General features: G+C 62.3%; 8 protein-coding genes. 1 reads left to right on the top strand and 7 read right to left on the bottom strand.

Annotated features, from left to right (window positions below):
* Window positions 1–86 precede the first annotated feature (86 nt).
* From KI794_RS09890 to KI794_RS09875, 4 genes are all read right to left on the bottom strand, one after another.
* The gene (locus tag KI794_RS09890) at window positions 87–5,492 is read right to left on the bottom strand and encodes a DUF4011 domain-containing protein (RefSeq protein ID WP_255807985.1); all 5,406 of its coding nucleotides are present in this window, start codon (window positions 5,490–5,492) and stop codon (window positions 87–89) included.
* A gap of 144 nt (window positions 5,493–5,636) precedes the next feature.
* A complete protein-coding gene (locus KI794_RS09885; protein WP_255807984.1) occupies window positions 5,637–6,200 on the bottom strand; it encodes a recombinase family protein in 564 nt (187 codons plus the stop codon).
* A gap of 152 nt (window positions 6,201–6,352) precedes the next feature.
* The gene (locus KI794_RS09880) at window positions 6,353–7,090 is read right to left on the bottom strand and encodes a class I SAM-dependent methyltransferase (RefSeq protein WP_255807983.1); all 738 of its coding nucleotides are present in this window, start codon (window positions 7,088–7,090) and stop codon (window positions 6,353–6,355) included.
* On the bottom strand, window positions 7,087–7,689 hold the full coding sequence (locus KI794_RS09875) for a hypothetical protein (RefSeq protein WP_255807982.1): 603 nt from the start codon (window positions 7,687–7,689) through the stop codon (window positions 7,087–7,089). The genes KI794_RS09880 and KI794_RS09875 overlap by 4 nt, the downstream gene beginning before the upstream one ends.
* Before the next feature lie 62 nt (window positions 7,690–7,751).
* On the opposite strand from KI794_RS09875, the gene KI794_RS09870 reads away from it, so the two are divergent.
* Window positions 7,752–8,669: a restriction endonuclease gene (locus KI794_RS09870; protein ID WP_255807981.1), complete on the top strand. Its 918-nt coding sequence runs from the start codon at window positions 7,752–7,754 to the stop codon at window positions 8,667–8,669.
* Between the two features lie 150 nt (window positions 8,670–8,819).
* On the opposite strand, the gene KI794_RS09865 is transcribed toward KI794_RS09870, so the two are convergent.
* The 3 genes from KI794_RS09865 to KI794_RS09855 form a co-directional block, all read right to left on the bottom strand.
* Entirely contained in the window at window positions 8,820–9,428 is a 609-nt protein-coding gene (locus KI794_RS09865; protein ID WP_255807980.1) for a hypothetical protein, read from the bottom strand.
* A 641-nt stretch (window positions 9,429–10,069) separates the two neighbouring features.
* Window positions 10,070–12,622: a DEAD/DEAH box helicase gene (locus KI794_RS09860; RefSeq protein ID WP_255807979.1), complete on the bottom strand. Its 2,553-nt coding sequence runs from the start codon at window positions 12,620–12,622 to the stop codon at window positions 10,070–10,072.
* Entirely contained in the window at window positions 12,622–14,727 is a 2,106-nt protein-coding gene (locus KI794_RS09855) for a site-specific DNA-methyltransferase (protein WP_255807978.1), read from the bottom strand. The genes KI794_RS09860 and KI794_RS09855 overlap by 1 nt, the downstream gene beginning before the upstream one ends.
* Window positions 14,728–14,891: the final 164 nt, after the last annotated feature.

Genomic DNA, 14,891 nt, shown 5'->3' with positions numbered 1-14,891 from the left:
GCCACGACCATCGCATCGAAGCCGGCAAACCTTCGCCGTTTCCGACAGGAGCTGCCCACGCCCGATGCATCCGAGTGGCTCACGGTCTAACCCAAGTGCCGAGTGAGCCTCCCGTCCTGGTCTACCACCCGACCATTCTTGACAGCTCGGTCGATCGCCTGGTTCAGGCGCGCATCGAGAATCGAGCCGTTCCTGTTCCAGCCGTAAAGCCTCGCGATCTGCACCGCGACCTCCGAGCGGGAGGCCCCGCCGACGTCTTGGACGAGGAGCTCGACGGCCCTCGCGAACTCGTCGATATGGACTTGCTCCGGCTTGCGCTGATTGCCGTTGCTCCGGACCTTCGTGACCGGTCGGCCCGGGAGGTCGATGAAGTCGCCCTCGCGTACGACATCGGCCATCTCGATCGCCAGGTCGATGTTCTCCTTCATCCTCTGGGAGATCCTGCCGATGTACCACCAATCTCTGATCCGCTCAAGGACCAGCGCCATGTGGACCGGCCCTTCGGTCCTCGCGAGGTTGGACAGCGGCTCGATCAGGTACACGTGGCTGCCGGGCTCGCCCGCGTCGGCCCATAGCGGCAGGTCCTGTTCCGCAACCTTCTTGTAACTCACGGCCCAGTCCTGGGACGCCTCCGACTGCGCGGGCACAGTCTCGACGTCCGGGCGCACCAGCTCGGGACGGCTCCGCCTCATTGCTGAGGTCCTGCCTACGATGGCGTCCTCGATCGCGGTCCGGAGACGCTGCTCCTCCGAGGCCCTATCCCGATACCAGGATGTGCCCCAGATCCGGTGTAAGGTCCATCCGAGCCCCTCGAGTACTTGGTCGCGCAGGCGGTCACGGTCGCGCGCTGTGGGCGAAGAGTGGTACTGGTAGCCGTCGCACTCGACCCCGATCGCGAATACGCCGGACTTCGCGGGGTGCCGAACGGCGAGGTCGATACGGAAGCCCGCAGCGCCGACCTGGGGCTCCACTTTGTACCCCCACGATTCGATCGTGCGGATCACCGACTCTTCGAACGGCGACTCCGGCATGAGCCCCGTCGCTGAGGACTGGGTCCCAAGCACCTCGATGCCGCGCTTCGCAAAGTCGAGGTAGGCCCGCAGCGCCTCGACGTTCTCGTTCTGCGAGGCGGGGATGTCGTGCGCCTCCATCGAAGACACGACCTCGATGCGCTGCCTCGCTCGCGTGATGCCGACGTTCAGTCGCCGCCATCCTTTCTCCTTGTTGAGTACGCCGAAGTTTGTCGAGACCTTTCCTGCCTCGTCGGGGCCGTAGCCCACCGAGAAAATGATCACGTCACGCTCGTCGCCTTGCACTGACTCAAGCGACCGGACGAAGAAGCCGTCGAGGCGGTCGCTCTTGTCGAAGTGCTCGTCGAGGTCGCGGTGCGACTCCCTGAGCTCGTCGACGGCCGCGGTCACCGCCGAGGCCTGCGCCACAGAGAACGTGACCACCCCGAGCGAGGCTCCGGGCCTCGTCCGATAGTGATGGATTACTCGCTCGGCGACGACTTTGGCCTCACGCGGGTTGTCTGCGCCGCCGCCTCGCCTGTACAGGCCGTCCGCCAGGAAGAACTCCACACCGAGGTCCGGGCCATCCTCTTGCGCCGAGGGGTAAGTTACCAGCTTACCCTCGTAGAAACGGTAGTTCGAGAATGCGATCAGCGCCTCGTGGCGGGACCTGTAGTGCCATCGCAGACCGAGGTTGCGGAACGCACCGGCCGACTTCGCCAGCTCCAGGATGGACTGGAAGTCCTGCACGTCGGAGTCGAGCTCCACATCCTCGTCTGTCTCCGTTGCACGATCAAAGAACGACGTCGGAGGCAGCTGCTTGTCGTCGCCTGCAAGTATGAATGCGCGTCCACGGTAGATGCAGTTGATCGAGTCCCCGGGGGTAACCTGCGAGGCTTCGTCGAAGATCACCACGTCAAACTTCATGTCGGACGGCAGATACTGAGACACAGCGAGCGGCGACATCATGAATACGGGCTTTATCGCCTGGACAGCGTTTCTGGCCTGCGAGATCAGGGACTTCACTGACATGTGCCGACGCTGCTTCATCCCTTCCCTCCGGAGGAGAGCTGGTTCTCCCAGCGACGTGTTCGATGGACGGCGCGCATTCGCCGCCCGGACAATGTCGCCGGTGGCGGCAGCTATGACCTCGAGGTCCAGTGCCTTGAACTCGTCGACGAGCGCCTCCCTGTCCGTCGCCAGGAGCGGGTGCAGCCGCTCGTCGTCCCGGATCTGTGCGTCGGCCCATGCCCTGAGGAGCGCCCGCTCCACAACCCGCGGCACGTCCGATGCCGGGACCCGCATCTCGATGCAGAACTCGATGGTCGAGTCCAGGTCGTGCATCCTCAGGTACTCGCGGATCTCCATGTAGTCGAACCATTCCTGCTGCCCGACCGTGTCAGAGCCGAGCTCCTCTATGAGACCCGCGGCGCCGTCGAACTCAGCGAACTCTTCGAGAAGTTCCTCCCTGCGCGAGGGCGCGAAAGCTCCGATCACTGCGTCGCGATCGCCTTCCCACTTCGCGAGTGACCCAGGCAGAGCTGAGACAGGGGTGGACGAGACTAAAGCGGTCAGCTGCTCCGGCGTCAGTGCACCCGTCGGAGCCGCGCTCCGGATGCGCTTGGCCCACGAGATCACCGAATCGATGCGGTCAAGGTCCGTCGCGGATCCCTGGAACAGCGCCCCGAAGCGTTCTTCGTACTCCAATCTGGAGGCGTCCAGGCCCGCCGCGACGTCGCGGGCGTCCTCGCAAGAGCGGAGGATCGTGACCGAGTGGTCGACTGTGTGGTCGCGGCCGGTCACCGCGTTCACCGCTTCGACCACCGAGAGCGCGTCCGCGATGGGTTCCTGGTGCGCCTCGATCCAGTCCAGCGATGCCTGCATCGGCAACATAAGCAGCTCCTGCCGACCCGTGAGAGCCGGAGCAGGTCCGAGAGAGCTCCGCCAGGAACCGAGCGCCGCGGAAGCGGTCGCGGCCATCTGCTGGTGAGCGGGCTCAGGAACCCCAGCAGTGAAGTACTCCACGGTCTGCGGCTGCACGGTACCGCCCGACAACGCGATCACCTCGTCGGCGACACCAAACAACCGGTCCAGGCCTTCCCAATCGGTGTCGCGGCCTTGCCAGTGTCTGCCAAGTGCCTGCGAGTGCACTACGCCAACGCTCTCAAATGCTTCAGTCGCTTCCGACCACGCGATGGCCTCGGAGAGCCGTGAGATACCCGACTTCACTTGGGAAGCATCCGCCAGGAGAGCTGCCACAGCCTTCTTGTCGGTGCGATATGCCCCTGAGAGCTTCCGCAGCCCAGTATGCAGATTGCTGAATCTGTCCTGAAGCTCCCGCAGCGGGGCACCAAGTGCCTCAGCCCTGTACAACGAATGCGCGCGCCCTTCGGCCCTGTCGAGCTCCATCGCCTTCAGTCGAATCTCTGCAGCGGCGCTTCTCGCGGCTTGGAGGCCTGCAGGCGTCAGCCAGGTAGTCTCCAGCAAAGCTCCATTAGCCCTCAGATCGATCATCCGCACCACGCGGTCTGCCTCGGAGTACGAGCTCGGCTCAGGGAGGCCAGCTATCTGTGCGAGCCCTCGTAGCGACGTTATGGCCGAGGCCAGACCCGCAGCATGGTGTGACAAGTATTTGCCGAAGGCACGTAGCTGCTCAGCATTCTGGGATCCGAGCACGATGCTGCCTGCAACAGCGGGCTGGACAACCTCGGAGGGCGCGTTCTGAGGAAAAGAGCTGTATGGAACCCCACTCAGTGCCTTCACCGCGGTGGTTTTTGCCCGGTAATCGTCGAGCAGGGAACCAAGCTCGGCTCGGCTCGCCTCAATGGGGGCGAGGTCGGCGGCAATCAGCCAACGGTCATCGGCCGATGCCGGGCGCTCGGAATGCTGCAAATCCAGCAACTCAATCAGCTGTCTAGCCCGGTCCGGCCGGTCCAGATCAAAGGACCTAACCAGCCCGAAGTTGACCTGCATCGTGCCGCGGAGCTCCTGTAGCGCCCGTTCGGCGGCCCACAGGCGTGCCTCGAGCGAGGTCTCGTCGACGATATCTCTCCAAAGGAACGACCTGCCCTGGGCTGCGGGCCTCCAGTTTCGTTCTAACCTGCGGAGCGCATCGTAGAGGTCAGAAAGCCCGGCCTGGTCGAGCCCCAGCGGCGAGCGCTCCGGGACCGGAGCAGCAGGCACATCGACGAGACCCGCAAGTAGCCCAAGGACGTCGTGCAACGACAGTTCAAGTGGCGACCGGTTCTCGTTCATCGCTGACGCGTAAGCGTTCAGCCGCTTTCGCTTGTCGACCAGCGAGGCCCGCGACGGCGCCGACATCCCGCTCGGCGGCTGCGCCACGTTCTCCAGCGTCTGAAGCAGTTCGACCGCGACCTCGCGCCTGTTGGCCTTGTGCGAGTGTAGCTCCAGAAGGTAGCTTCCGAGCCCGGCATCTTTCAACCTGTTCCGCACGACGTCGAGCGCGGCGATCTTCTCCGATACGAACAGCACGGACTTCCCCGAGTGCATCAGCGCGCCGATCATGTTCGCGATCGTCTGTGACTTTCCCGTGCCCGGAGGACCGTCCATGACGAAGCTGCGCCCGGCGAGAGCCGCGGCCACCGCTGCGCGCTGCGAAGAGTCCGCGTCGAGCACGAACGGCGTCTTCTCCGGTGGAGCGCTCTCGTCGATGTCCGCGGGATCGATCGGATCGAACTGGAACTCGTCAGTCTGGCTTGTTGGGTCACCATTGGCGAGTGCCTGCACGACCGGGTGGTCTGAGATGACATCCTGATTGTCAAGCAGGTCTTTGTACATCGCCTCCTTAGTGAAAGAAAAGGTTGCGAGGTGAGCCTCTGGACGGAGCTCCCAGCCTTTGAGATCCGGAGCCGCTGACAGACGCTTCCTGAACAACTCGAGGATCTCCGAAACTCGAAGATCCTCTACTTCCTCGAGCAAAGGCCAGACCACCCCGAACTCGGCTAGCCTCAACGGCAGCGCCGAGTTGAGAACGGCATCGTCATCGCTGCCCACGAGCTTCGGAGTCGCACGCGGACCCTCGGGTATGAGCTCAACAGGGACCAGGTACAGTGGGCTCGCCATGTCCGAGCCGTCGACGTCCTTCCAGCGGAGCATACCGAATGCGATGTAGAGAACCGAAAGTCCGCGGTCGAGGAACTCCTGATTCGCCTTGCGCATCAGAGTGCGCGCAATAGTTCCGATGTCGCTGTCCGGTCTGGGGATATGGAGCGCATTGCGACCGAGCGGAGGTCTGACGAGTCGCTCCTCTCCGTCCTCGTCAACTTCGAGTTGGTCGCCCTGTAACACGAGCGGTTTTCCGGAGGCAACGAGGCCCTGCAGCTCGTCCAGGCCCGGAGTGTCGAAGGTGAGTGACGACCTCTTCGGGGGATTGAACCTGATCAACCGACTACGGCGATCGAGACCCACCAGACTCTCTCGCCACACTTTCAACGCATCCAGCGTCGCTCGCTTCCCCGCCACTGATCACCCTCGATTCCTGTGTACTCATAGGCCCATCCAGGAACGCCGAGATGCACCAATTACCTTCACTTTAGTAGAGCCCGACGACATCGAAATCTCCGACCGAACACCGGCCGGTGCTCGGAGTAGCAATTTGCAGTAGTGCTAGTCAGCGGACTCCTCAGCGAGCACGGCGTGCACGCTGCCCACGGAGACGTCGAGCACCCGGGCGATGACCCTAATCGACTCGCCCTTCGCGCGTCTGGCGAGGATGATCGCGCGCTTGTCGTCGTCGATCACCCGAGGCCGCCCGCCGACCTTGCCACGCTTGCGCGCGGCTTCGAGTCCGTTCTTGGTCTTGCGGCTGATGTCGCGCCGGCGATCCTCCGCCAGTGCGAGCGCCAGGTCGAGGATCAGCGACCGCTCGGTGTGCTCGCCCGCGGCGATGCCATCGAGTACTTTCACCGCGATGCTGCGCTCGAAGAGGTCGTTGAGCACGATCAGCCCTTCAAGCAGGTTCCGGCCGAGTCGGTCGACCTCCTGGACGGTGAGCATGTCGCCGTCGCGCAGGTAGTCCAGCGCCGCCGTGAGCCCGGGGCGGTCCTTCACCGCGAGCTTGCCGCTGACCTTCTCCTCGAATACCTTCACGCAGATCGGGTCGAGCACGTCGTGCTGTCGCGCGGTCTCCTGGCCCTTCGTGCTGACCCGCACGAGCCCGACGAGCGCCATGACGACTCCTTCCGTTCAACAAACCTGTTCAGTCTCCGCACTCCACGCTACAGGTATTTGAACGGGTTTCTGAACGAATCTTGCTCGTGTCGCGAAGCTCGTCGCAACTCCTGTTCAGATTCGACTAACGGCCGTTTATTGAACGGATATAGCTACTGAGCCTCATCCACTTCTGCCACTATCCCAATGAAACGGGGGAATGGAAATGAAGCTGCTGGCTCTGGTCCACGGAGTTCCTCAAGTCGTGTGATTCGGATTCCGTTCCGCCTGAAGGTTTCGAGATACATATCCAACGGTCTGTGAATGTGGGTGGCGTTCAGTGTGTACTCCAACGCGCTCGTCTTGAACGGGGCCTCCACTACAAGCTCCTCCGAATAGTTGAAGCCGGCAGCCTGTGAGTATCCCCAGTAGATCGGCCAAAACGCCGGGTGTGTGATCGTTGCAACTACGCGTCCTTTCTGCGCGATCCTAGCAATTGACGCACACACGTCGTCAAGGTGAAGAGTGTCCATCAGGACCATGTTCGCGACCACTATGTCAAAGCGTGAATCCGATTTGGAAGCCGCCCATTCCTCTACTGTCGATACTTCATAGCTGCCAGACGAATCGTGTCGCCGAGCGATCTCCACACTCGCAGAGCTTGGGTCGATACCCACAACTGTCGATGCTCTTTCGCGAAGCCTCGCAGTGAGTCGACCGGTGCCGCAACCAACATCGAGAATTGACCTAGCCGACCCGAGATGCCTCAAGATCCAAGGTTCGAGCACCTCACTGAAAGAAGGGTCCGCATGGGCTCCTATCTGCGAGTCTCGGATAGGAGCTATCTGATCCCACTCACGGGTGATCTCGCTCTGGCTCTTCTGCGCGAGGAATCTGATTGTATTGCTCATTTTGCGGCCTCTGATCGCGAAGACCGCTTCAGGAGACTGAAGAGGTCTTCGACGAGATGTATGGCAGGATCGTCTTTCGTCTGGATGACCCGAATTACATGCGCGTCGGAGGTCCCGTATCCAATTGCGACGCGGGCGTCTGATCTATCGGGATTCACCAAGGTGAACCTACTTCGGAACTTATAGTCATCGTCGCCATAATAAAAGGCCGTCGCCCCTTGCTTTTCCAGTTCCTGGCTTAGCTGGGTCGGCTTCGGCATAAGGAGCGTTAGTGACTCTTTTTTCGCTTTGGTGAAGAGTGCAGTACGCGCTTTGCCCTTTACCCAGCTCAGGTCATTCGACGACATGACACATTGTTCCTCCGAGCTCAGTAGCCGTGTCATGTACTTGAGAATCTTCTCATCACGTCGTCGGCCCTTGTACTTGTGCGGACGCCCTCGTGTCGCACCCACAATTTCCCATATAGCTGCGACAATCGCGAGCGCAAGGGTTCCAAGTATCAGCCCTGTATTCAGCGCTGACGAAAAGATCTCATCAAGATCTCCCGCCAAAATTACACCCAGGATGAGCGCGCCGAGCAGAGCCAGCTGTGTAATCACGGTTCTGACCATGTCCCCAACGCTATCGAAGAGGTACTAGGTGACCTGAGATAATGATCTCCATGCCCGAAGAAGCCTCACTCGTCTTAATCTGGCCCGAGTACGTCATCCCCACGCTCCAAGTACTCGCTGACGGACAAAGCCGCCAGCGGCGCGAAGTCTTCGACGCCGTAGCCGACCGCGCAGGTGTCAGCGACGATGCACGTGCCGAGACACTCAAGTCCGGTGGCACCCGCTACGAGCAGCGCATGGGCTGGGTGCTGAGCCACCTCGGAAAGGCGAAGTGGGTCGACCGGCCGGAGCGCGGCTACTACGTGATCACCGACGCAGGTAGGGCTGCCCTCGCGCAGTATCCTCAGGGCTTCGACTACGCGCTCGCTCGCGAGGTCTTCGCCCCGTTCTGGCCGGAGAAAACCAAGAGCGCCGTGCCGGCTTCGGTGCCTGTGCCACCATCCGATGAGATCTCCGACCCGATCGAGGTCATCGAGGACGCCGTCTCCCGTATTGAGGCGAGCGTCGGTGAGGATCTGCTTGACCGGCTTCGCAACAGCCACCCCGACTTCTTCGAGCAGGCGGTCGTTGATCTGCTCCTCAAGATGGGATACGGTGGCGCAGCACAGCGAGGCCGACGCATCGGCGGCTCAAATGACGAGGGCATCGACGGGCTCATCGACCAGGACGCCCTCGGGCTCGACCAGGTCTACATCCAGGCCAAGCGCTACAAGGAAGGCAACAACGTCGGCCGCGAGCCGATCCAGGCCTTCGTCGGGGCACTGCACGGCTTCGGAGCCTCGCGCGGCGTCTTCCTCACGACGAGCGCGTTCACCTCAGGCGCGATCGACTACGCCAAGAAGGTGCAGTCGCGCATCATCCTCATCGACGGCGCGAAGCTCGTGGACCTGATGATCGCCTACCGCGTCGGTGTGCAGGAGAAGCAGCGGTTCAGCGCTGTCGAGGTCGACGAGGACTACTTCGAGTAAGCGGTTAGCGTTCGCGCGACTTCATGGTGGCCTGACCTAAGACCATCCGACAGTTGTGTCCGTTGAGGCGGGGTCTGCGTCCGTTGGACGCACGGAGACCCGTGCTTTGCGACGTCTGTCCAGGTAGACCCTGATGGACGGCGGCTCAAATCAAGAGGGTCGTGGTGCGCGCGCTAAGCCTCCACACTGGCGCACATAAATTTGTTCCACACCGCTAATCGGGATCTTCCCGAGCATTACATCCATCGCTAGGTCGATGTCGTGTTGCCAACGTGCTCCGGAGCGATGTGGGCGATAGTGACCGGCAGCCCAGCGTTCAAAAGCCATCCAGTATGCAATGTCCTGCAGACCAAACAGTCCCGGATGTTCGCGGTCATGCCATGTCGACTGGTTGAGGATAGTCTCCATCCAGTCCATAAATACAATCTGAAATCGAAGAGACGGTGATGGATGTGTCTGGGAGACAGCGGACCCGTCCTGCCGGAAGCCATCGAAGATTAACGCTTCCAGGGCCAGCAGAGAACCGGAAATCTGTGTAACAAGGTCGTCGGTAGCGAAGGAAGATTCGAGGACATACTGGCTCGCAAGAAGATCGCAAGCGATCTCATCCTTGTAACGATGTACTGAGGCGCGAAGGTCCTTAATTTCACCTCGACGATTCTTCGGCAACCACTGCGTGTCCACAATATCTGGGAGTAGAAGTTCAGCTCGCTTGAATGCATCTGTGCGTTGTTGTTTCGTCCCTACGGCGTGAGCCATCTCGTGACCTAGAGCCCACCGAATGGCTGCGGCAGTCGAGCGCTCCGAAAAAACCCGGTCTCTAGTCGTCTGAATCATCTCTGCTGAGAGAGGGCTCGGCGACTCGCTAAACCCCAAGTGATCGAAGAGCCATGCCCGCGAAGCGTCACCAACATGCTCATTAGTGTTTCCTTTTGCCATGACCGAGAACGCGGGGAAGACCTCACTTAGACGCCAGCAGAGGTCAATAAAGCTAGACGTCAAAGTTACAAACGGTGCGCCTTTGTGCAACGGGCTCACGTGAGGCATCTCAGCTGATTCTGCGATGCCCACGTAGATACTCTTCGACGTTTCGATTTCTGGCCGAGACGCGTCCGTCGGCATACGCCAGCCGCGCAACCATTGGTTGAGGGCTGACGATGAGGAGTGCGCGTGCCCGTCTAGATCGCCCAGAACATGGGCTAGGTCGTCCGTGAGTATGGGGGTGCAAGCTGAAGAGTTATCAAATCGTCGCTTCGATTTCGCCAATCGCATTGATGCGCTCTCCGTGGTCTCTGCCGCTGTCAGCGAGGGGTACTCTGGGGCGAGCACTGGCTGGTTTGCGCGATGCCCTTTAAGGGCAGCGAACCGTTCGGCTTTCAGTCTTCTCGCCTTACCCATGGTTAATACCCCACAGCAGCATCGTCATACGCGAACCGCGCGTCCGAGTGATCCAGCACCTTCGCGCGCACCTCGGCGAGCTTGAAGTCGAGCACTCGCAGCTTCCCGTCGATCCGGCTGATCGCCTCGATCCTGTGGAACCGATCGCCGTAGACCTCGGCGAACCGGGCCATGCCGTGCAGCTTCCAGGCCGCATCCGGGAGCCAGTGCCCGTGCGGGTCCACGATGCTCGCGCGCACGCCGTCCTCGGTGTCGACGAAGAACAGGAAGTCCGGCCGCAGGGTGCGCCACTCGCCGTGCGAGTCGCGGTAGGCGATACTCATCGAATCTCGCCCGCCCGTCGGGTTCCTGTACCAGGCGAGGGCCCCGGGGCGCGCCATCTCGGCGTCGAGCACCTCGATCTCGTCGGGGTTCAGCTTGCCGACCGGGAACATGCCCTCCTCGTCGGAGAGCAGATGAAGGGATCGCCGTTCGAGGAGCTGCTCGCTGTCGCCGACGGCGCGCTTGGTCTCCTCCTGGCGGTTCTTCGGCAACGCCATCGAGATCAGCTGCGGGTCAGTGCTCATGGCGGTGATCTCCGCGTAGAGGCTCTGCCGCGACTCGGGCAGGCCCTTGATCGCGACGCGGTGCTCGTCGAGCCACTCCTTCGAGATCGCGTCCGCCTCCTCGTCGAGCTTCGCGCGCGTCTGCGTCAGCATCGCGAGGGCGGCGACCCGGACGTACGCGTCGCGATAATCGTCCTCGTCGTCGGCGTCCGCCGTGAGGTGCTCGATGTAGCTGCGCGCCACATCGGGTGTGATCGTTCGTGCGCCGCTGCGGTAAGAGTCCTGGATCGCGCGGTCATCCGCGGCCTCGGTCCAAGAGTCGTCGCGCCGCATGCCATGGCGGGCCTGACCCCTCATGGTTCCGCCAGCGACCGTGAGCACGTCCTCACGCGCCTTCGCGAGGTCCTTCGCGTACTGGGCCGCAAGCCCATTGAGCACCCCATGCAGGCGCTCGTGGGCGATCTTGCCGGCGTCCTGCACGAGCCCGTCCGCGGCGAGGGCGTGGGCGAGCGACGTGACCCGCTTGATGGGGTTCGCGTGCTTGCGCGGCAGCGTCTCTGCGGGCAGCGACTGGAACAGCTCCCAGACCTCGTCGGGCACGGCGTCGTTCGGCGTCATGAGCTGCGGGTCGACGAGCACGCGCTGGCCCGTGTCGCCGCCTCCCGTGAGGTCGTTGCCCATGATCTTCTCCAGCACGAGGCTGGCCGTGGCCTTGCTGAACTTCGGCAGTATGCACTCGACGCTGTTGAGCAGGTCGTCGCCCTCGACGCGTCTCGCCAGGGGCGTGCGGATCATGCGGCCGAGCAGCTGAGTGATGTGCGTCTCGTCCTTGGCAGGACGGAACGACACCATGACCTCCGCGCGCGGGCAGTCCCAGCCCGTGCTGATCGCGTCCTTGGCGAGCAGCACGCGGATGTAAGAGGCGTCCTGCACCCGCTCCGGCGAGATGTAGGGCACGCTGTGCATGCCGAACGTCTGAGCAGTGTGATCGCCGAACACATGGGCGATCGCGTCAGACTCAAGCTCCGGCCACTCGTCGCGGATCACGTCGATGGCCGAGGCCACCTCGTCGGCAGCGGGCTTGTTCGGCACTTGGAGAACCATCAGCGGCTTGATCGGCTCCGTGCCCTGCTCGGCTGCATAGGCGGCCCATGCGTCGGAGAGAGCCTTCACTTTGCGCACGCCGCGGCGCAGCAACACTGTGTTGAAGTCGCCGGTCTCCGCCGGGAAGTCGAGAACGATGTCGTCCTTCAGGAGGCCCGACTCCTGTATGCGCACGGGGTCGACCTGGACCGTGCCGAGGTGCACGCGGTTCGACTGGACCTCGGCCTCTGTCATCGCCGCCTCGAAGCGCTGCACCGTCGCCGAGATGCCCCACACAATCGGCACCGGCGGCACGCCGCTGTGGCCGTTGATGAGGCGCTTCACAATGGTCGGCGTGTCCGACGGGCGCTTGCCCATGCCCCGGTGCGCCTCGTCCAGGACCATGTAGAGCGTGAGGTCGTCGTCCTCGATCGTGCTCCGCAGCGTGTCCCAGAACGTGAACGGCACAGTGTCGGGGTGCGACTGTATGCCGTCGAGCGTGTTCGAGTCATCGTGACCGCGCACCAGGAGGCTGTTGCGCGAGAGCTTCGACGTGTTCAGGAAGTACACGTGCCCCGGCAGCAGCTTCGGGTAGCGGAACGGGTGCTCCACGGTCACGAGCTTGTTCCGCAGGCGGTCCGACGCCTGCTCAAGACGGTGGCGCGTCTGCTGGTTCAGCGCGGGGTCGTCGCTGAACCACAGCACCACGGCGCCCTCGTCGGGCACGACGTCGAAATCGTCGCTGCCCCAGAACATCGCCTCGATCACGGCGGCGGCCATGACGGTCTTGCCCGCGCCGGTCGTCGCGGTCAGGGCCACGGAAGAGACGCGCTTGCTCGCGCTTCGATAGATGTCTCTCGCATCGGACAGCTCGCGCAGGGTGTCGCCGACGGCGTCGGCCTGGTAATCCTTCAGAGTGAAGCGCATCAGATGTCACCTGTGCTCTCGCAGTTGCGCAGGTAGTCCTCGTAGAGGCGTACGGTCTCGATGCCGGGGATCTCGCTCGCGACCTGTTGGTAACGCCCTTCGTCGTCGGTCACAACGTAGGCGATACGGATGCCCTCGCGGCGCTGGATCTCGGCGACGAACTCGCTGGCGAGATCGAGGTCTTTGAGTATGCCGTAGCTGTCGGCAACGGCCCAGCCGCCCTCGATCGAGTCGATCCGCTCTCCGACGGCGCCGGCTCGTAGCCAGAGCATCGGCGCGATGGCGGCGAACGCCTTGTCGGCCTCGATCATCCACGGCGACTCGTAGCTCAGGGTGAAGAACGCAGCGTTCTCATCGAAGCCGTCGGCCATCGGGAACTCGTCGACGAACTTGTAGTCGCCCTTGATCGGCTCGCCGCCGGGCGTGAGACCCGTGAGTGCCGCGCGGATGCGCGGCTTCGTGATGTAGTCGCAAATGCCCCACTGCTCCCACTCGGGGTCGCCGGGACGGTGTCCCTGCTTGCGCAGCTTCGTCTGTTCCTCTGCCGAGACCTCGTTGTTCGTCACTGAGATGCACTGGCGGTTGCCGCCGTCCTGCTTGTTCAGGCGCATCACCGCGTGAGCTGTAGTGCCTGAACCAGAGAAGAAATCGAGCACGACCGCGTTTGGCTTGTCCGACACAAAGAAGCGGAGCGCATCTTCCACTGCATAGAGGGACTTGGGGAACGGGAACTTGCGGTCCGGCATCATGGACTTCAAAAGATTCGACCCATTCCTTGACGAGTCGTGTGCGGGGATTCTCCATGCCGAACCAGGAAGAAACGACCGGAACTCGGTCTCAGAGATGATTGATCCGTCTTCACGCCGTCCCGAAACCTCGTACGTTCCGTTCTCCACCTTCCGCTGTTCTCCAGATTTCAAGTACGACAGAGTCATACCGCGCTCCGTAAACTTGCCGAGACGGACATACCCTTTCGAGTACGCCTCAAGTAATGAGGCTTGAGAGACCTGCCAATTGCCTTCAGTGCCGTCGCGACGGACTGGCCACACCGCGACTGTGCCAGGCGGGGCTGCCACGGCGTGTCGGTCTACCTCGACAGCGGGTGCTGCACCGGTATCAACCAACTGCATTCCGTCTGTCGAAACAAAGATTGGATAGAAGAGGTTCGGCCTGTCCACCCGGCGAGCGTTTGTTCCGGTGCGTATGAGCATCGACCAAAGCATTCTCGTCGTTCGTTTATCGTCGGGGTTGAGTCGCCATTCATCGGCTAAGGGAAGCGATGACGCCCGGGATCCACCAAGCTGCACGAAGTAGATGTACTCGTCAGTTCTTGAAAAGCTACCGGGGCGAGTAACCCCTGCGGGATTGATGACCGCGGATACCATCTGGATGCGGGCCTCCGGAAACGTCTGCTCCAGCAGCAGACCGAGCCGCAGATACTCCTTCTCGTCGATCGTGACGATCAGGACGGAGTCCTCGGGCTTCAGCAGCCGCTTCGCAAGCTTCAGGCGACGCTCCATGAATGCCAGCCACTTCGAGTGCCGGTAGAGGTCGTCCCCCTCGACGTAGTCGTTGTTGTACTTCCAGTCTCGGGAGCCCGTGTTGTATGGCGGGTCGATGTAGATCGCGTCGACGGAGTGCTCGTGCGTGAACGTGAGCAGCTCAAGCACGTGGAAGTTCTCACCGTTGATCACCGTGTGGAACGGCTTGTCGCCGCCTCGTTCCACAGTGCCGTCGGGCCTGAGGCCAGGGTAGATGCGGTCGCGGAACTCCGCGACGAGCACCAGATCCTCAACTGGCACGGACTGCGTCTCACGTTCCTCGCCGTTCGGCGTCGAGACCTCGGCGGTGCCGCCGCTGATCGAGTCGACGTGCCAGAGGCGCTGGTCGCCCCGTTCCGTCGAGCCCCTGGCAGGGAGCACCCGGACCTTGTTGCCCTTGCGGATGCGGTGGCCCGCCAGCTCGACGGCCTCGGGCGCATGGCGCTCGAAGTTCAGACCGAACGGCAGCCGCTTCTGAAGCGGCCGGATCTCCTCATCGAGATCCTTCGCGAGTTTTGGATCGAGCTGTTCCAACGTGCGCAGCAGGTCCGACAAGCGCGACATCGGCACCCCTTTCTGGCAAAACAAAGAAGCCCAACATTGCGCGTGCGCAACACGGACTCTTTCCGATCCTACTGATTCACGAGCAAGAGCGCGAAGGGCATTCCGCTCCGGGCATGTTAGGGCACGTCACGACGGCGCCAGCACGAGGATTTACGATGGGGCGA

The organism is Leucobacter aridicollis, from assembly GCF_024399335.1.
Taxonomy (GTDB): Bacteria; Actinomycetota; Actinomycetes; order Actinomycetales; family Microbacteriaceae; genus Leucobacter; species Leucobacter aridicollis_A.
This window is presented reverse-complemented; position numbering and strand designations above follow the sequence as displayed.